The 18,576-nt window shown below is 61.6% G+C and carries 12 protein-coding genes; 5 read left to right on the forward strand and 7 right to left on the reverse strand.

Annotation, left to right across the window (positions count from 1 at the left end; translation table 11 throughout):
- Positions 1-72 precede the first annotated feature (72 nt).
- Complete coding sequence (locus B2G88_RS03100; RefSeq protein ID WP_087713941.1) at positions 73-2,592, reverse strand: methyl-accepting chemotaxis protein; 2,520 nt, start codon at positions 2,590-2,592, stop codon at positions 73-75.
- 120 nt (positions 2,593-2,712) lie between these two features.
- On the reverse strand, positions 2,713-5,436 hold the full coding sequence (locus B2G88_RS03105) for a family 78 glycoside hydrolase catalytic domain (protein WP_087713942.1): 2,724 nt from the start codon (positions 5,434-5,436) through the stop codon (positions 2,713-2,715).
- A gap of 130 nt (positions 5,437-5,566) precedes the next feature.
- On the opposite strand from B2G88_RS03105, the gene B2G88_RS03110 reads away from it, so the two are divergent.
- The 3 genes from B2G88_RS03110 (at position 5,567) to B2G88_RS03120 (ending at position 11,590) form a co-directional block, all read left to right on the forward strand.
- Positions 5,567-7,186 (forward strand): glycoside hydrolase family 28 protein, encoded by a 1,620-nt coding sequence (locus B2G88_RS03110; protein WP_217895820.1) that lies wholly within the window; start codon positions 5,567-5,569, stop codon positions 7,184-7,186.
- Positions 7,187-7,401: 215 nt separating this feature from the next.
- Complete coding sequence (locus B2G88_RS03115; RefSeq protein WP_054862265.1) at positions 7,402-9,282, forward strand: ABC transporter substrate-binding protein; 1,881 nt, start codon at positions 7,402-7,404, stop codon at positions 9,280-9,282.
- 133 nt (positions 9,283-9,415) lie between these two features.
- Entirely contained in the window at positions 9,416-11,590 is a 2,175-nt protein-coding gene (locus B2G88_RS03120; protein WP_087713943.1) for an RICIN domain-containing protein, read from the forward strand.
- A gap of 105 nt (positions 11,591-11,695) precedes the next feature.
- Here the strand turns inward: B2G88_RS03120 and B2G88_RS03125 are convergent, their stop codons facing one another.
- The 4 genes from B2G88_RS03125 to B2G88_RS03140 all read right to left on the reverse strand — a co-directional run bounded on the left by B2G88_RS03125 (position 11,696) and on the right by B2G88_RS03140 (position 15,493).
- A complete protein-coding gene (locus B2G88_RS03125; RefSeq protein ID WP_054862259.1) occupies positions 11,696-12,475 on the reverse strand; it encodes an SDR family NAD(P)-dependent oxidoreductase in 780 nt (259 codons plus the stop codon).
- A gap of 493 nt (positions 12,476-12,968) precedes the next feature.
- Positions 12,969-14,006, reverse strand: coding sequence for an LLM class flavin-dependent oxidoreductase (locus tag B2G88_RS03130; protein ID WP_087713944.1), 1,038 nt, complete (start codon positions 14,004-14,006; stop codon positions 12,969-12,971).
- A 3-nt stretch (positions 14,007-14,009) separates the two neighbouring features.
- Complete coding sequence (gene rhcD, locus B2G88_RS03135) at positions 14,010-15,215, reverse strand: L-rhamnonate dehydratase (RefSeq protein ID WP_087713945.1); 1,206 nt, start codon at positions 15,213-15,215, stop codon at positions 14,010-14,012.
- 59 nt (positions 15,216-15,274) lie between these two features.
- Complete coding sequence (locus tag B2G88_RS03140; protein ID WP_140408812.1) at positions 15,275-15,493, reverse strand: hypothetical protein; 219 nt, start codon at positions 15,491-15,493, stop codon at positions 15,275-15,277.
- Positions 15,494-15,560: 67 nt separating this feature from the next.
- Here B2G88_RS03140 and B2G88_RS03145 point away from each other — a divergent pair, with 67 nt between their 5' ends.
- On the forward strand, positions 15,561-16,595 hold the full coding sequence (locus B2G88_RS03145; protein WP_054862257.1) for a zinc-dependent alcohol dehydrogenase: 1,035 nt from the start codon (positions 15,561-15,563) through the stop codon (positions 16,593-16,595).
- Between the two features lie 98 nt (positions 16,596-16,693).
- Positions 16,694-17,563 carry an amidohydrolase family protein gene (locus B2G88_RS03150; RefSeq protein WP_054862256.1) on the forward strand — a complete coding sequence of 290 codons (870 nt, stop codon included), beginning with the start codon at positions 16,694-16,696 and terminating at the stop codon, positions 17,561-17,563.
- Between the two features lie 29 nt (positions 17,564-17,592).
- Here the strand turns inward: B2G88_RS03150 and B2G88_RS03155 are convergent, their stop codons facing one another.
- Positions 17,593-18,435 carry a fumarylacetoacetate hydrolase family protein gene (locus tag B2G88_RS03155; RefSeq protein WP_087714286.1) on the reverse strand — a complete coding sequence of 281 codons (843 nt, stop codon included), beginning with the start codon at positions 18,433-18,435 and terminating at the stop codon, positions 17,593-17,595.
- Between the last annotated feature and the right edge of the window lie 141 nt (positions 18,436-18,576).

Below are 18,576 nucleotides of genomic sequence, written 5' to 3' on the forward strand. Positions count from 1 at the left end.
ACCAGCCGCTCTCGAGGAAGTGAGTTAATTGTTATGCTCCCACACTCGAGTGAGCAGCCGCCCGTAGCTGCCTTACTCGGACGACGAGGGAGCGCTCGAGTCGTATCCAAGGACGAGGTCCGTCTCCTCGGAAACGTTCGAGGTCGTCTCCGCTGTGTCAGCGGAATCGCCATCCACCTCGAACGCATCCAGCGAAACGCGCAGGTCATCGGCCATCTCGGTCAGCGACTGTGCGCCCGCCGAAACCTCCGAGATGGAGGCCGTTTGCTCTTCGACGGCGGCCGCGACCGTTTCCGTCTCCGACTGGGTTTCCGTACTGATCTCGGTCGCCTCGTCGACCATCGTCACGACGCGCTCGCTGGCTCGAGCCTGTTCGTCGGTGGCCTCGTTGATCGACTGAATGCTGTTGTTTGCCGTCTCGACCTGGTCCGCAATCGCATCGATGGCTTCGATGCCGTCTTCGACGACGGTTGCGCCGCGGTCGACGCGCTCGCGCATTCGGTCAATTTCCGTTACGGTATCATCCACAGAGTCCTGCACTCTCCCGATCAGTGCGTCGACTTCTGCCGTCGCCTGTCCGGTCTCCTCTGCGAGCGCCTTGACTTCGCTCGCGACGACGGCGAAGCCGTCACCCTCTTCACCCGCGCTTGCGGCCTCGATGGAGGCGTTGAGCGCCAGCAGGTTCGTCTGATCGGCGATGTCGTCGATGAGGTCGACAATCTCGCTGATCTCACCCATCTCCGACTCGAGTTGGCCGACCTGCCCGGTGATCGTTTCGGCGCGCTCCTCGAGTTGGTTCATTTCCGTTTGGATCTCGTCGGTTGCCTCGCCCGCGACGGTCGCTTTTTCGGCGGTCTGTTGGGAGACGTTCGCAACGTCGCTCGCAGTCGAGGCGATTTCTTCGACGGTCGCCGAGAGGTCGTTCATCTCGCCGTAGACGGTCTGGAAGCGGGTGCTCTGATCGGCACTGGCCGATGCGATTTCCTCCGTCGAACGACTCACCTCGTCGCTGGCGCGTTCGATCTCGCCGACGCGTTCGGTGACCGACAGACTGGTCTGGTCGACGTCCTCCGCGAGGCCCTGAATGTCGACGATTGTCCGCTCTAAGTCCTCGAGCATCCCGTTGAACCCAGTCGCAATCTCTGCCAGTGCCTCGTTATCGACGTCCTCGTCGAGACGCTGGGTGAGATCTCCATCGGCGGCCGTCGCCATCACGTCGCCGAACTCGCGTGCGCGCTCCTCGAGTCGCGTCGCGAGCGCTTCGGCCTCCTTGCGGGCCTCGGCGGCTTCGTCCTGTGCGAGTTCGGCCTCGGCTTTCGATGCTTCGATATCGTCGATATACTGCTCGAGGTCCTGGCTCATCGTCTCCAGTGAGTCGCCGAGTTTTCCGGGAACCTCCGCCTCGAGAATCGGGTCGTCGAACTCTTGGCGGGCGATGGCATCGGCTTGTGTGGCTGCGGTCTCGAGGTAGTTCCGAGTATCGAGGAACGACTGCTGGACCTGCCCGACCTCGTCGATGCGGTCAGTCTCATCGACCGTGATTTCGGTGTCACCTCTCGAGAGCGAACTGGCGTTGCTCGCGAGGTCATCCATCGCGGCTGCCGTCGAACGACCAATCGTCGCCCCTGTGACAACGAAACCGGCGAGGGCGATCCCAATGAGCAACACGAGTGAGGTCGCAACGTTGTCGGCGAGTGCGTATGCGGACGATTGCGGCGCGTCGGAAACGACAACCCACTCGGTCGTCTCGATTCCCGCGTAGGACTGGACAGAGTCGGCGTCCTGGTTCTCAAAGACGCCAGTGCCGGTCATATCGTTGGTAAACTCGGCGTGAAAGCCGTCCTGATACGCCGAGAGAATCGCGCTGTCGTTCTCGGCGTAGACCACCGTTTCAGCGTTCGGGTCAACGACCTGGACGGACTCGCCCTCAACGGCGGTATCGAAGCGGTCATCAATCGCTGTGATATCTGCCTCGAGCACGACGGCGGTGTGTTCAGCCCCGGGAACTGGCTCGATGAACGCGACGAGCGTGTCGCCGTTTCGTTCGTACACTTCGGTAACTCCACCCTCAAAGTCTTCCCCGCCGAGGTCGTCGTAGTTTAGATGACGCGGCTCGTCGCCGCTGCGTTCGTATACCTGTAACTGGAGTTCGGACAGCGTTTCGGTATCGGCGGTGGCATCGCTCGTGTAAATGAGGTCGTCGGACTGGAAGTCGAGGAAGTGGACGTGCTGTGATTCGGCTGGCATCGTGCGCCGGTACTGTTGTAATTCACTCGTAGCCCGTGCATCGGATGCCGTTGCCAGGACGCCGGAGCCAGTCAGTGTCCCCAGCGACTGGTCGTACTCGTCGAGCCAGTCCTCGAACTCGGCAGCATTGCCGGCCGTATTCGCTTCCAGATTACCCTGCACATCGGCAGTGATCTGCGTCGTAATATCGACGTAGAAGAACACTGAAGCTGCGAGCAACAGCATTACGACAACGGCCGTGATAAGGCCAAACTTCACCAAATAGCGGCTTCGAATTTGGTCTGGGACCCACCGGGTGAAAGCCAGTCGCTCCCGTACTCGAACCCACCAACTATCGTCAACCATAGGTCACACACTCGTGTCACTGATGAAATACGCTTTGGCCGCTCGAGCGTCTCCCGTGTCCCCGGCGAGGGACGCTCCAGCAGCGCAACTATAGTACCAACAGAACGAACCCCCACCTGCTCACTCGAGTGTGAGCTGATACGTCCCCGAGCAGACCCCGACAGACACTCCCTCATCGAATCGAACTGCAGAGACGCCTTCGAGGTCTGACACCGATGCGTCCTCAGCGGAGACGGTCATTCCGTTTACCGTCACGGCGGCGGCGACCGGCAGCGTTACCGTCGCCGTCGCGTTCCACGGCACCGTCACCTCGAGGTCGAACCTCTCGCCCTCGCGGCTCCAGTCGACGGCAACCGGCCCGCGTTCCGTTGGGACGGCTCCGCTAGCAGACTCGAGGCCCGACTCCGGCGGGCGAATCTCGAGGTGCGAGCCTTCGCAGCCCACAAGTCGGACGCCAAGGAGCGCACGCTGGATGCTGACGAGAACGGGCGCGCCCATCGCGTGGGATTCGCTGCGATTGCGGCGCTCGCTGGTCGGCAACTCAGGGTCGCGACAGTGCCAGGTCTCCCAGGTGAACGTGCCGTCCCGTGCGAGGATGTTCGCCCAGCCGTCGTCATCGGGATTGGTGATGAGATCGACCAGCGCGTCGGTCCGGCCGCTCGTCTCGAGTGCGCGACAGAGCCATGGGACCATCATCGGCCCCATGCGCATGCCCATGTCGGCAATGTGGTCGGCGACGCCGTCCCGTGCGTCCTCGGGAACGATCCCCGCCGCGAGCGCAAAGGCGTTGGCGTGCTGGGAGCGGTGGTCGCTTGCCGCAGCTGCGTCACAGCCGTCGACGAACAACTCGCCGTCGAAGAGGCGTTCGCGAATGGCCGCCTCGAGTGCGACCTGTTGGTCGCGATAACCCTCGATTTCATCGGCAGGACGCTCGAGCGCCTCGGCGATTGCCGCGGCTTTCGCGAACGCGTTCGCGCCGAGGATGTTGACGGTGGTCCGGGCGGGCCAGTCGCGGTCGTAGCCGTAGCGCATCTCAGGTGGCCAGTCGACGATGCCTTCCTCGTAGGGGCCGCCAACGCCGCCCGAGAGATTCGTGACGAGGCCAGTCTCCTCGTCGACGTGGGCTGCGATGTAGTCGATCACCGACTCGACGACGGGGTAGGCCGTCTCGAGGATCGCGTCGTCGCCCGACTCGAGATAGTACTGCCAGACCCACTCGGGAAACGCTTCGGTGAAATCGGGAATGTCGCGCTTGCCGTCGCCGTTCGGATAGACGGCGTTGAGTCGGCCCTCCGCTTCCCAGTAGCGATAGTGCGAGCGGACGAACTCCTGTATCGCCTGCCGGCTCATCGCGCGCTCGCCGAACGCGCGCCGCGAGACCGCAGAGATGTTCAACGCGTCCATGAGGAACTGGCCCTTCTCGCGGGTCGGCGTGTCAATGAACTGTTCTTGGGTGCCGTACAGCGCCGAATGCCGGGCGAGTTCGAACACCGCGTCGACGGTCTCGTTCGACGATTCGAACGTGCCTGCGTGCGTGTCCGGGATATCGTTGTGTAGCGCCCGGAGCCAGACTTGCTCGAGGTCGAGGTCCTCGCCGGGGTCGTCGATCTGCAAGTAGCGCACGCCCAGGTAGTTAAACGGCTGGAACGTACAGTCGCCGTCGCGCTGGACGTACTCGTAACCCATGTTAGTCCACTGGGTTCCGTCCTTTTCGTGGACTGTACCGTCATCGCGCCGGAGGTACGCCGCCCGAATCTCGACGCGGTGGCCAGCAGTTCCCTCAGCGAACTCGATGGTTGGCAACCCGGTGTAGACCTTCCCGAAGTCGACGACGTAGGAATCGTCCTCGAGTTGTTCTATCGATTCCGGCTCGAGTCGCCGGTCGACGACCTCTCGATTCTGTGCGATGAGGCGCTCCCACGGATCCGTCGGGTGGTCGCCCACGACGCCGGCCGCGTCCCAGTCTCCGTCATCGAATCCGGACTCGGCCCAGCCGACGGGCATGTCGCGGCCGTCGATGATCTCGACTGCCTCGCCGATTTCGTCGTTTCGAAGCGGCGCGTCCTCGTTCCACTCGGCCTCGCGAAGCCGCCACTCGTCGTCGGTGACGATGGTTCGCTCGCTGCCGTCAGCGAGTTCGATCTCGAGTTGGCAGATGAAGCCCGGTTCGGCGGTCGGACGACCCTGCCCTTCCCCGTGCCACGTGAAGAGTCCGCCAATGGCGTTTTCGCCCGCCTCGAGTGCATCGGTCAGGTCGACGGCCTTGTAATAGTGATACTCGGGATAGGAGAAGGACTGCCCGCGGTCGACGCGCTCGCCGTTGACGGAGAGTTCGTACTGGTGGCAGGCGGCGACATACGCGCGCGCTCGCTCGAGTTCGACACCCTTGGGGAGGTCGAACTCACGGCGAGCGTAGGTGAACTGCCCGCGGTCGAAGTCTGCGACGTCGGTTGTTTCAAGTTCCGCGGGGCGGCGGATCCAGTTTGCCTCCCAGTCGTCGGCCTCGAGTAGTCCCACCCCCCACATCGCGGGTTTGCTCCAGTCGCTTTCGTTCTCGCCGTCCCAGACCCGAACCGTCCAGTAGTAGTCCGTGTCGGCCTCGAGCGGCGGGCCGTCGTAGGTGACCGATGGCCGGACACTCTCGCGTGTGCCCGTGTCCCAGATGTCGGCGTCCTCGACGGTCAGTCGATCCGGACTCGAGGCGACGAGGACGCGATAGGCAGTCTGTTTCGCCCCGCGGCGGTCGGTGTCGACGCGCCAGCGCAGGTCAGGTGCTCGCTCGTCGATGCCGAGCGGTCGCCGGACGAACTCGGTTTGACAGTCCGTAGGGTGTATCCGCGTCATCTGAGACGCAGTTGTGGGTCAATCAAGTAATAGGTGCCGGGATTGTCGGAGGCAGCGAGTGGTACCAATCTCACCGAACGCACCGCCTCAGCGCACAATGGTTAAGAACGAGCACACGAGAGACTGCCGCATGAACCCTCGACGAGCGTCCGTTTCGATCACTGACTATCTTGAGTCCGACGCGGAACTGGCGACTGACGCGGTTCAGGCGGCCATCGATGCCTGTGCAGACGCGGGCGGCGGGACGGTCGTCGTCCCCAGCGGCGAGTACGAACTTGGCACAGTCGACCTCCGAAGCGACATTACGCTCTCGCTCGAGGCCGGGGCAACGGTGTATGCGGCCCGCGAGCGGGACGCCTACGCGGGCGAGTACGGGCCGGACGGCGAGCGCCCGTTCATCCGCGGTGACGGCGTCGAAAACGTCGCGATCACGGGCCGCGGGACGTTCGACGGCCGGGGCACTTGGTTTCACGAGATGGACGAACCGCTGCGGGGCCATTCCGGCGAGAGCGACGGCCACCCGCTAATCTCGAACGCGCCCCACGAGGCCCGTCAGGGCGAGGACTACCTCGACCCCGAACGCGGCACCGAGGAGTGGCCCCGCGCCAAATCCGACTTCCGACCAGGGCCGATGTTCTTCTTCGAGGACGCGACAAACGTCCGCCTCGAGACGATCACTCTCCGAGATATGCCGGGCTGGACAATCAGCCTCCACGACTGCGAGGAGGCTGATATTCACGGTCTCGACATCGACAACCACATGCAGATTCCGAACTGTGACGGCATCTCGATTATGGACTCGCGAAACGTCCACATCTCGGACTGCTCGATCCGTTCGTGTGACGACTCGATCACGATTGGCTCGCGACCAGACGGCGATGGTCCCACGGCTGGCATCACCGTCACGAACTGCACGCTTTCCTCAGCCGCCTGTGCGATTAAGTTCGGATCGGAGACCCACGGCCCGATTCGCGACTGTCTCTTCGAGAACTGTGTCATTCGAGACTCGAATCGCGGCCTCGGCATCCAGCATCGTGACGAAGGCGACCTCGAGAACGTGCTCTTTTCGAACATCGTCCTCGAGACCGGGTTGCTCCCCGGTCCGTGGTGGGGGAAAGCCGAACCGATCTACGTGACATCGGTCCCGCGTGACGACGAAACCGATTTGGGGTGCGTGCGCAACATCCGATTCTCGAACATCGTCGCCCGGAGCGAAAACGGCGTGCTCGTCTACGCCCACGACGACGCCGATATGGCGAACGTCACGCTCGAGGGCGTCCGCCTCGAGATTTCGGACAGTCCACACGCCGACCGCGTCGGCGGCAATATCGACCTCCAGCCGACAGCGGTGCAAGCGCCGATTGCCGAACGCGACATCGCCGGGATAGACTGCGAGGGCGCAACCGACGTGGCCCTGCGCGAGATTGACCTCGAGTGGGGCGATGATATCCCAGCGTACTACGTGAACGGGATCAGGTGTACCGACGTCGACGGCCTCGAAATTGACGGGTTCGCGGGACGACAGGCTCACGCGGACGCCTCGGCTGCTGCCATTTTGATCCGACACTCCCGGCGGCTCTCGATTCGAAACTCGCGCGCTCGAGTTGGTACCAAGTCGTTCCTCGTGCTCGAGTCGACTGCTGACGAACGTCTGTTCGCGGGGAATGATCTCTCCGACGCTACCGTCGCACTCGATGGCGAGGACACGCATGACTTCGTCACGAGCGGAACCGTCCCGCCTGCTCGATAATCGCCTCTACTCACCTGTAGTACCCGGATTGACAGCTATTTTGACGAGTCGTTGACCGGTGCGTTTCACGTCTGGTGTGTGAGGTGTCCGATAACCCACTCGAGTGTCGTGTGTGTTTGTTAGATCGTATGGATGAGGGTTGGACACGTGAAGAGTACGACTGGCGACCTGTGACAACAAAAACTATTTATAAAATAATGATATACATGTGGTTGATGGTATCAAACAACAGTGACCAGGGTAACTGGCTAAGCCGTCGCTCTGCTCTCACAAGTGGGGCTATCGGCGGTGCAGCACTGCTTGCAGGGTGTATGGGCGGCGGTGACGACGGGAACGGCAACGGAAACGGGAACGGTGGGCCGTCCGGAGAGTTGGTCGACGAACGTGTCGAAAAGCGATTCACGAAGTCGCTTCACCGGGGAACCTACGGAATGGACAACGCCTCGTGGAACCCGTTTGATCCCGCAAACGAGATGGCGGACTTCGATCCACCGGGACTGATCTACGACCCGCCGCTCGTCCACTACCAGAGCCACGATACGTTCCAGGGCGTTGTTGCGGACAACTGGGAAGACGAAGGCGACTCCATTCTGGTTGAACTCAACGACAACTGGACCTGGCACAACGGCGATCCGGTGACGGTTCACGATTGGATCACGGACCTCGACATCTGGTTTGCGATTTCAGAGATTACGTCGCCAGATAGCGACCCGAGCACGTACATCGAGGACTACGAAGCGCTCGATGACTACACGATTCGATTCCACCTGCGCGATGACTTTACGATGGAGTCCGTCCTCGTCAACGAGATTGCAAACGGACCTCTGATCATCAAAGAAGACGTTGGCTCGCCGTCCTTTGGCGAGTGGCGCGACGACCTCGTGAACGTCGATCCAGAAAGCGACGAGGCAACGCAGATGGTGTCTGACTTCCAGGAGTGGTCGCCCGAACTCGACGAAGTCGTTGGTAACGGCCCCTTCGAACTGGTGGAAGTGACAGATACGTCCTTTGTCACAGAAGTCTACGACGACCACCCGAACGCGGACAACATTTACTTCGACGAGTACGTCATCGAACACCACGAGGATCAGGTACTGGCGTTCATGGAAGGGGCAGTCGACGCCATCGGGCTGAACCTTCCCGAGTCGCCAGACGTCATGGAACAGTTGCCCGACCACCACGAAATCAATCGTGATTTCGATCACCTCTGGTCGATTCTGTTCAACTTCGGTGACTACGACTGGTCCGATTCGCCGGCGAGCGACCCGACGAATCAGCCGATTACAGCCGACGAGAACGTCCGGAAAGCTATCGCCTGCGCCATCGACCGCGAGCAACTCTGGGCCTCCGTCCCACAGGAGTACGAACTGTACGAACTGCCATCGACGTTCCTCAACCAGACCGCCGTCGACGAAGGCATCGTCGACATCGATGGCTACGACAACTACGACGTCGACCTCGAGCGAGCGACGAACCTGATGGAAGACGCGGGTTACGAACTGGATGACGGCATGTGGTACGACGATGACGGCGAGCCAGCCGAACTCGAGTTGCTGGCCCAGTCGGGGACGAGTGTGCAGGTCGACGCCCTCGACTCCGTGCAGTACCAGCTCAACGAGTTCGGGTTTGACGCGAACCTCAGTGCGGTCGACGAGGCAACGTACGGTGAGAGTCGCTTCAACGGTGACCATGACATCCTCTTCGACAACCACCCTGTGTTCTCGATCATGGGCATGACCTTTGTCGACTTCGTCTGGGACTGGTTCAGTCAGCTGAATCACGTCGATTACGGGGACGAGGAGTGGGAGGTGCCCGACGAAATTGGCAACCCCGACGCCAGCGGCACGATGGAGATCAACGTCATGGACGAGATCGAACAGCTCCACCTCACCGGCGACGACGAGTACATCCAACGCCTCACCTGGTGGTACAACCAGTCGCTGCCGATGTACGGCTGTGTCATTGCGGGTGACCACGGCGCGATCCAAGCTGATGAGTGGCACGTCGACGGGCCGGACGAACTGCTCGACAATCGTGTCGCCGAGTTCAACCTGACAAAGATTCCCGACGGCGAACTGATCCCATACGAAGAGTAACCGCCGCTCCACACTCGATTTTCGTCGGTCCCAGGTCGTTGGCATCACCCTGGGACACCGATAGCGATTACCGCTATTGACATCTTTCAGCAACAATCAGTAATTATAAATAGAGATTCGTGGACCCACGACTATGGCAGGGAATGACTTGTCAGACGGTAGTGGATCGCATGGGCAAACAGACGGCGGACTGACGCGCCGAACGGCACTGAGCCTGCTGGGCGTCGGAACAGTCGGTGCAGCGATGGCAGGAGTTGGGGCTGCTGGTGACAGCCCTGGCAATAGTGGCGGCGGCCGAGACGGACGACCGTGGAATCGAGATGTCGACGCACAGGGCCACGACCTGCACGACCTTGGCGCACTCGAGGTCGATCACATCTATACGGCCGCCCGCGATGCGGACGTGATCGTCTGGAAGGACCACGACGGTGTGTTCCACGCCGACAACCGCGAGGAGACGGTCGCAAGCGGCGAGGACGTCCTCGAGGTGACCCAGGCGGCGGTCGACAGTCTGACCGACGGGCGCGACTGGAAGGAGACGGTCGCGGTCGTGTCGCCGAGTACGGTCGGACCGGTGTACAGCGACGAGGATATCGGCGATTACGATCCCTCGGACGAGGTCGAAAGCATTGATCTGCCGAGCTATACGGTACTCGACGTGCCAGCGACGATGCATGTCGAAGACGATGGCGACCAGCCGCTGGTCGTTCCCGTGACGATCACCGACGCCGAACACGTCGAGGTTCGAAACCTGAACGTCGTCGGCAATCCGCGGTTCGGGATGTTCCTGCAGAGCGTTCGAAACCTCCATCTCGGCACGATCAACATCGAGATGACGGACGATGATCTCCGCGGCAACATCGGCGTTCGAATCGATGGCTTCGCACACGGGCGCGGCGAAGACACCATTCGCTGTACCGACATTCAGGTCGAAAACGTCTACGTGGAGAACTCGGGCGGACACGCGTTCGAAACGTACGCCGTCGACCGCATTCACGTCGGCAGCGTCATCGCAAACGGCGTCGAGGGCGGCTGTGGCGTCTTGCTCAACGACACGACGGACGCGACCGTTGGCTCGGTCATCGGCAAGGATATCGACCCCGGTGGCGGCTACGCCGGGTTCCGCGTCGCTAACGACACCCACGACGTGACCTGCGATCAGGTCGTCGTCCGCGGGGGTGCACGCGGCATCTTCGGCGTCTCAGGCTCGCACAACATCACCATCGGCGAAGTCAACATTGCCGAGATGCTCGGTGGCATCTTCATCGAGGACAACCAGAACTTCACGATCAATGGGGGCGTCGTGAAAAACTGCGACTGGGAGGCCGTCCGCATTCACTCGAGAGACGACTTCGGTCACGACCCAACAAACGGCGTGACGATCACGAACCTTCGAACCTACGACGACCGGCCGGAAGACGAACGCGAGCAAAGCTACGGGATCTACGTCTCCGGTGGCCAGACCTCGAACGTCCGGATCGTCAACTGCGACGTTCGCAAAGGCGGCACCGAACAGAACATCCGGGTCGACGCCGATGAGACCATCCTCGTGAACAACCACGGCGGCGGCCTCGAGACCGGCACGGTCACCCTGCAGACGGGCATGGATCAGGCCGCCGTCGTCGAGGGTGTGAGCCCGTTCGGCTACCAGCAGCCATCGCTGCGAGCCGATCCCGTTGAGGCCACCGACGCAACCTTCGCGTACGATCACTACTTCCTTTGGAACGATGGCCGCGGCGAGTGGGATCTCGTCTTCGAGTGGAAACATGACCCCGGCCAGAGCGTCGACGTGCAGTACGTCGTCGACGCGCCACGGGCGAACCTCGGCACCGGCGACGCCGGGCAGGGCGACGAACTCGTCGACGACCTCGAGGCAGGCACCTACCAGATTACCGCCCAACTCAACGACGACGAGATCGTGATGAGCGTCGATGACGATGATGGACTTGTCGACGGTGCAAACGTCTACAACGAAACGGTCGGCGAAGCCGCAGTTCAAGAGTGGACAGTCACCGAACTCGAGGACGGCGTCTATCGCATCAGTCCCGCCGGTGACGACGACCTCGCACTCGAGGCGGCAGACGGCGAGACGGACACGGGAACGAACCTCGAGCTTGGCACCTGGGAAGACGCGGACCACCAGCGCTTCGAGGCCGTTCCGCGCAGCCCGGAGGCATACACGCTCGAGCCGACCCACGCCGATCTCGCGGTCGACGTCTGGGAGGTCGATCCGGACCCAGGCGCAGATCTGCGCCACTGGGAACCAGGCAGCAGCAGTAACCAGCTGTTTGCGTTCCTCGACAGCTAACGCACTCTCGAGTCGTATTTTCGCCTCGGGTGAGTCGCTGTTCACGTCGGATGAGACCGCGTGCGAACAACGTGTTATTGCTAACGGGACGTCGAGACGCCAGCCTCAGTAGATCGCGTGCCCGCCGTCGACGTAGAGCATGTGGCCCGTAATGAACGAGGCGTCCTCGCTGGCCAGAAAGAGGTATGAGCCGGCGATTTCGTCGGGTGAGGCACGCCTGCCCATTGGATTCTCCTTGCCGAGGTCTCGAGTGTTCGAACTCGAGCCGTCGCCGTCCGTATTGATCTGTGTCGCGACCGGTCCCGGTGCGACCGCGTTGACCCGAATATCGGCGTCTGCACACTCGAGGGCGGCTACCCGTGTGAGCATCATGATCGCGGCCTTCGAGGGGTCGTAGGCGGCGTGACCGGTCTGGGCGTACTCGGAACTGATCGACGCCGTGTTGATGATCGACCCCGACACACCCCGGTCGGCCATATCTTTTGCCGCCGCCTGCGTGCCGACGAAGACGCTTCGCGCGTTCGTCTCGTAGACCGCATCGAACGTTTCGACGTCGAGGTCGAACAAGGAGCCGCCCCGGAAGATACCCGCGTTGTTGACCATGACATCGACGCCGCCGAACTCCCGGGCGGCTTCGACGACCGTCTCGAGGTCGGTCGGCCTCGAGACGTCGGTTTCGACGAACGTCGCGGTGCCGCCGTCGCGCTCGATTCGCTCGTGTGTCGGCAGTCGGTCCTCGTCACCTTTCGGCGATTCGTTGAGGTCGGCGACGAGGACGGTCGCGCCAGCGTCACCGAACCGTCGCGCGACGGCGCGACCAATACCGGAACTGCCACCTGTTACGATAACCGTCTCGTCGTCGAACTCTCGAGTGTGTGCAGTCATACACTCGTATGGGCGCAACAGTTCCTTATGCGTATCGACACCGGCGCTCGCACGAACTGCACGCAGTAACTCCCAGCAATTTGTCCGGTGAGAGCGGATATGTGATATCGACTGTCTACACGGGACTACCATCATGTGGGTGTAACACCAACACTCGCTCCCGATGCGTGTGAGAAAGACACATGCCGTGTAGGCCCAACGTCCGCTATTGCCAAAGTGCTTGCTCGAAGAAAATACAGTCGTACCAGTGTAAATACTGGCGCTCGAAGAGACTGCGTAGAACGAGAAATAGGAGATAGAGCGCTTTAGTAGACCAAATACCGGTTTCTGGTGATAGAGAGAGCGTTCAACCAGCCACATCCGGTATGACCGAACGGTTTTGTCGATATCGTGAGAGGGTGTGACAGAACAGGTATTACCATACGCAGATGCGACTGATACGTCCTCTCGAAACCAAACGCGAGAAAATGGCTGCTGTGGTCTCGAGACGGCGTTACTGGAACTGCGGCATGACCTCGTCGGCGAACAGTTCCATCCCGTCCGTCTCGGGGAAGTCGATAAACCAGCCCTGGAACTTCGTCACGCCGACGTCAATCCGGCGCTGGATTGCCTCGGCACACTCCTCGGGCGTGCCCATGATGAAGTACTCGCGGGCGTCCTCAACGGTCTCAATCGGCGGTTGATCCTTGTACTCCTCCTCGAACTGGATCGGCGTCATCAGATCGATCAGATTCTCGAGTTTTGCCTCGTCGTGCGTACAGATGATGTGGCCGTCCCAGGAGTACTCGATCTCGTCGGGATCGCGACCGACGGTGTCGCAGTGATCCTCGATCACGCCGATTTTGTGCTCGAGGGTGTCGACGTCGCCGTTGAAGACGTCGGTATTCCAGCAGTCGGCGTGTTTGGCGACGAGTTTGAGCGTCACCTGCTCGCCCTGCCCGCCGACGAGAATCGGTGGGTGGGGGTCCTGGACGGGACCGGGCGTACAGTATGCCTCGTCGATCTCGTAGCGCTCGCCCGAAAACGACGCACCCTCGCCGGGGTCGGTGTCCCACATGTTCTTGATAAGGCGAATGCCCTCGTCTAAGCGCATCAGGCGCTCGAAGCCATCGCGGTACTCCCAGCCGTAGGCCTCGTACTCGCCGTCGTGCCAGCCCGCGCCGAGGCCGAGCTCGAGGCGACCCTCGGAGATGACATCGAGCGTTGCAGCCATCTTCGCGACCAGCGCGGGATTGCGGTAGTCGTTACAGAGCACGAGCGAGCCGATGTTGATGTCCTCGGTGAAGCCCGCCATCGCCGACAGCAGGGTCCAGACCTCGTACTCGGCCTTGTCGCGCCCGAGCATCAGGTGATCGGGTGCCCACGCGGCGTCGAAGCCGAGTTCCTCAGCGAGGAGGATCGACTCCTTAGTTCGGTCCCAGTCGAGACCCTCGAGTTTCGGGGTATCGCGATGGACCGGTTCGTCGTCGCCCTCGTCGGGCGCGCCGGCGAACACCGGCACGTTGAATTCGAATGAGATATCCGATGTCATGGGTTACTCGACGGCGAAGTGTTCGAGCGCCTCGCGGTTCAGTTCGGTGCTGACGCCGGCGTCCTCGGGGATTGGGATCGACCCGTTCTCGGGCGAGGGCGGGTTCTCGAAGATTGCGTCGGCGTAGGTCGATTCCTGTTCCTCCTGTTGTTCCTGGAACCACTCTGGCGTCGGGAAGTACTCCGCCATCGGCATGTTGGTGTGTGCTGCGATAGCGTGTAGCGTCGGATTCGTCCCGGCGTGGGGAATCACGGGCACGTCGTGGACTTCGGCCATGTCGGCGACCTTCATCATCTCAGTAATCCCGCCGACGCGGCCCACGTCGGGCTGGAGAATGTCGACTGCTCCCGCCTCGAGGAGGTCCTCGTGGCCCCAGCGGGTGAACTCGTGCTCGCCGCCAGAGATCGGCATCGGCGCGGCCTCGCGAACCTCGGCGTAGCCGCTGATGTCGTCGGCGATGACCGGCTCTTCGACCCACGCCATGTCGTAGGGCTCGAGGCGGTCAAGCATTTTCTTCGCGTAGCCGACCGACCAGCCCATGTAGGCGTCGGCCGCGATTTCGATCTCGTCGCCGACGGCGTCCCGAACCGTCTTGACGATCTCTTCGTTTTTCTTCATCCCCGCGCGACCGGCTTCCGGCCCGTGGAGGAAACGCATCTTCATCGCGTCGAACCCGGCCTCGGCGTACTCCTGAGCCTCGCGCTCGAGTGTCTCCATGTCGACGGGGTGGAGGTTCGATGCGTAGGCGGGAATCTCGGTTTTGGTCGGGCCGCCGAGCAGTTCGTACACCGGCTTGTCAGCTTCCTTGCCTGCGATGTCCCACAGCGCTTGATCGACCGCGCTGATTGCCATGACGGCAGCACCCTTCCGACCGAACGGCAGCGTCGCGCGGTACATCTGCTCCCAGAGGAGTTCGCGCTGGGCCGGGTCTTTGCCGATGACGATCTTCGAGAGCGTCTCCTCGGCGATGGTGGCGATGGCCCCGGTTCCCCAGTTGCCGACGCCGACGCCGGTGATGCCGGCGTCCGTTTCGACCTCGACGACGACGTCGCCAATGGGTCCCATCCACTTGCGGCGCGCTTGGGGGTTCTCGCCGTCGATGTTTCGGTACTCTTCGTACTTCGACATGATCGTCGTGAGCGGGAACTCGACAAACTCGCCCCACGAGTCGTTGCTGATTTTGGTCGCATTGACGTCTGTAATTTCCATTATTTTCCTCGTAGGTGCTTGTGCTTTCGGCAGCGACAAAATCCTTTCTACTGCGCCGATCACTCCGCCGCCGCGGGAAAACCGGACGCGCGCAGTGGGATCGTTTCGACGCCGCGCGCGAGGCGGCCGTCCGAAGCCACCAACCGGATTGCAGCCACTCTCGAGTGAAACGGACTGAAAAACGTCTCGCGGACGGCCGGAACGAACTCGAACGTGCACGCTGGATGTGGAGTTCGCATCTCACTGCGTTGACTCGAGCGCTCGACTGTCGAAGACACCTAAAGTTATATGTGTGTGAACGCCCCAATTACCGATAGCTCGACTAGAGCGTGAGGTAGCTCCATAATGAAGGCTATAGTTCATACCGGACCCCGATCTATCGAAATCCGCGAACGAGAAAAACCGACGCCCGACGATGACGAGGTACTCGTCCGCGTCCACACGGCGGGGCTCTGTGGCAGTGACGCACACGCCTACACCTACGAAGACGGCTATCAGTGGATTCCGTTGCCCCGAATCATGGGCCACGAGTACTCCGGTGAGGTCGTCGAGGTAGGTGCAGACGTTTCCGACTTCGAGGTGGGCGACCACGTCGTTGAAGAACCAATCCACGACTGCGGCTCGTGTTTCCAGTGTAAAAACGGCCAGCCCAACGTCTGCCAGAACTTCGAGATCACTGGCATGCACAAAGACGGGGCCTACACCGAGTACACGACCGTCAATCCCGGTGATCTCCACTATATTCCCGACAGCGTTCCGCTGACCCAGGCGAGTATTACCGAACCGCTGAGTATCGCGACACGGGCCGTCTTCGATCAGTCAACGGTCACGCCCGGCGACACCGTCCTCGTTGAGGGTCCCGGCCCGATTGGCGTCCTCGTCGCCGCCGTCGCCGACTCACTCGGCGCAAACGTCGTCGTCTCGGGCCTTGGCAAGGATACCACCTACCGACTCCCGCTCGTCGAACAACTCGGCATCGAAACCGTCGACGTCGAAAACGACGACCTCGAGGAACTGATCGACGAGAAAGCTGACGGCGGCGGTTTCGACGTCGTCTTCGATACGACCGGCCACCAGACCGGCGTCGAGATGGCAATCGAATACGTCCGAAAAGGAGGGCAAGTCGTCGTCGTTGGCCTCCCGGGTGCACCAAGCGAACTGTTCATGACGCCAGTCGTTCGTGGTGAAATCGACGTCAACACCTCGTATGGCTCAACCTGGCGAAACTTCGAACAGGCGATTCGACTCCTCGATGCCGGTGAGATCGACGCCGACGAAATCGCAGACCACTCCTACAGTATTGACGACCCAACCGCAGCGTTCGAAGCGTTCCTCGAGTCAGAAACCTGCAAGCCGGTGTTTTCGTTTTCGAATCTGTAACCGAAGAGCGACTACGGCTCTGACCTGTCTTCTGCTCGGTACTCGTCCACACAGACAGCACAACGTTTAGTATCGCTCAATACATCACTCTCAGTGACATGGTACTCGATACGCATACGCACGCGTGGACGCGCCCGTCACGAGCTCATCCCTGGGTCAACGGCCCGCTCGTGGAGACTGTCGAGACGTTTTCGACCGAGACAGTCTACGACGCCGAGGCCCTCCAACAGGACATGGACGCAATCGGCGTCGACAAAGCTGTCGTCGTCGGCTACCCAATCTGTGAGTGGACGGACAATGCCTACACCATCGAGTGCGCCGCCGAGTACGAGGATCTCTACGGCATCGTCATGCTCGATCAGTTCGCCGACGACGCCGCCGCCCAGTTGCGCGAGGCCATGGCCACGGACGATGTGCTCGGCTTTCGACTCGGCGCGATCTGTCCCTACGACCGCATGTGGGAAACGTTCGACCCCGACGTAAGCTGGCTCGAGGATGCCATCGACGAACCCGACTTCTGGGAGGCCGCCCACGACACCGACGCGCTGGTCCAGCTCCTCGCACATGTCGACCAACTCGAGCAGGTCGTCGACCTCGTCGAGACCTATCCCGACCTCTCCTATGCGCTCGATCACTTCTGTCACGCCGGCCCCGATGTCACCCCTGAGGAGGCACTCGCCCCGCTCGAGCCCCTCGCCAGCGACGAGTACGACGTCGCAATAAAGATCTCCGAAGTCGTCCACCGCTCTGAGGAGGACTTTCCCTACACAGACATGCACGACCACGTCACCTGGCTGCTCGAGACGTTCGGGCGCGAGCGAGTCGTCTGGGGCTCTGACTTCCCGAACGTCAGCGACGAGGCAGCATACGAGGAGAGTCTCGCGTGGCTCGAGCACGTTGACACACTGTCGACAAAAGACCGTAACTGGCTCACTGAGCGGTCGTTCGCGGAACTGGCTGGCCTTTAAGGAGGCCAGCAAGCCGTCACGACTCGAACTTACTCGCCGACGACGTGATTCTCGAGCGTGCCGATGCCCTCAATTTCCGCTTCGACCGTATCACCGGGTGAGAGCAGTTCCGGCGGGTCGCGGAAGATGCCGACCCCGCCGGGCGTTCCCGTCGAGATGACGGTTCCGGGCCGCAGTGTCGTGACGTTGCTGATGTACTCGACGACCTCGCCGACGTCGAAGATGAACTCCGCCGTCGTCGAGTCCTGTTTGGTCTCGCCGTTGAGTCGGAGCGTTGCCTCTAAGTCGTTCGGGTCGACGGCGTCGGGACTCGTCAGCGCTGGTCCCATCGGCGCGAACGTATCGTAGCTCTTGCCGCGGAAGAACTGCCCGTCGTCGAACTGGGCGTCTCGGGCGCTCACGTCGTCGATGACAGTGTAGCCCGCGATGTAGTCGTCGGCGTCTTCGGCGTCGACGGAGTCTGCGGTGCGGCCGATGACGATGCCGAGTTCGACCTCGTAGTCGACCTGTTCGACATCGTCGGGGTGGATAATCGGCGCGCCGGGGTCAGTGACTGTCGTCGGCGATTTGCCGAACAGCATCGGGTTCTCGGGAATGTCCTCATCCTGCTCTTCCGCGTGGTCGTGGTAATTCAGGCCGACGCAGATGATCTGGTCGACGTCATCAACCGGCACCGGCGAGAGCAGATCCGTCGGCTCCTCGATCTCGGGCAGCCGACCCGTCTCGACGGCGCGGGCGACCTGTCGGCGATAGCCTGGCGTCGCGAGTTCCTCGAGTGTCGGTTCCCCGAGGCGCTCGAGACCGTAGGTCTGGTCGTCGACAGTTACTCCCCAACTCGGCCCGCTGTCGGTCGCGTATCGAACGAATTGCATCGTGTCGACCTTTCTGGCCTGAATCTTCAATCTTTCTTTCGCTCCGGGACCACTGTCGGTCATCGATCACCGCAGGTCGGTTGCGACTCTACTGGGAACAGTTTAGCCGCCCAACACGAGCGAACACCCTCGAAACGAACT

It is taken from the genome of Natronolimnobius baerhuensis, from assembly GCF_002177135.1.
In the GTDB taxonomy this organism is placed as follows: Archaea; Halobacteriota; Halobacteria; order Halobacteriales; family Natrialbaceae; genus Natronolimnobius; species Natronolimnobius baerhuensis.

Excerpts from the sequence above, each read along its gene's own strand:
- B2G88_RS03145 (WP_054862257.1), top strand. The coding sequence starts at position 15,561 with ATGAAGGCTATAGTTCATACCGGACCCCGATCTATCGAAATCCGCGAA.
- rhcD (WP_087713945.1), bottom strand. The coding sequence starts at position 15,215 with ATGGAAATTACAGACGTCAATGCGACCAAAATCAGCAACGACTCGTGG.
- B2G88_RS03100 (WP_087713941.1), bottom strand. The coding sequence starts at position 2,592 with ATGGTTGACGATAGTTGGTGGGTTCGAGTACGGGAGCGACTGGCTTTC.
- B2G88_RS03155 (WP_087714286.1), bottom strand. The coding sequence starts at position 18,435 with ATGCAATTCGTTCGATACGCGACCGACAGCGGGCCGAGTTGGGGAGTA.
- B2G88_RS03125 (WP_054862259.1), bottom strand. The coding sequence starts at position 12,475 with ATGACTGCACACACTCGAGAGTTCGACGACGAGACGGTTATCGTAACA.
- B2G88_RS03115 (WP_054862265.1), top strand. The coding sequence starts at position 7,402 with ATGGTATCAAACAACAGTGACCAGGGTAACTGGCTAAGCCGTCGCTCT.
- B2G88_RS03105 (WP_087713942.1), bottom strand. The coding sequence starts at position 5,436 with ATGACGCGGATACACCCTACGGACTGTCAAACCGAGTTCGTCCGGCGA.
- B2G88_RS03110 (WP_217895820.1), top strand. The coding sequence starts at position 5,567 with ATGAACCCTCGACGAGCGTCCGTTTCGATCACTGACTATCTTGAGTCC.
- B2G88_RS03130 (WP_087713944.1), bottom strand. The coding sequence starts at position 14,006 with ATGACATCGGATATCTCATTCGAATTCAACGTGCCGGTGTTCGCCGGC.
- B2G88_RS03120 (WP_087713943.1), top strand. The coding sequence starts at position 9,416 with ATGGCAGGGAATGACTTGTCAGACGGTAGTGGATCGCATGGGCAAACA.
- B2G88_RS03150 (WP_054862256.1), top strand. The coding sequence starts at position 16,694 with ATGGTACTCGATACGCATACGCACGCGTGGACGCGCCCGTCACGAGCT.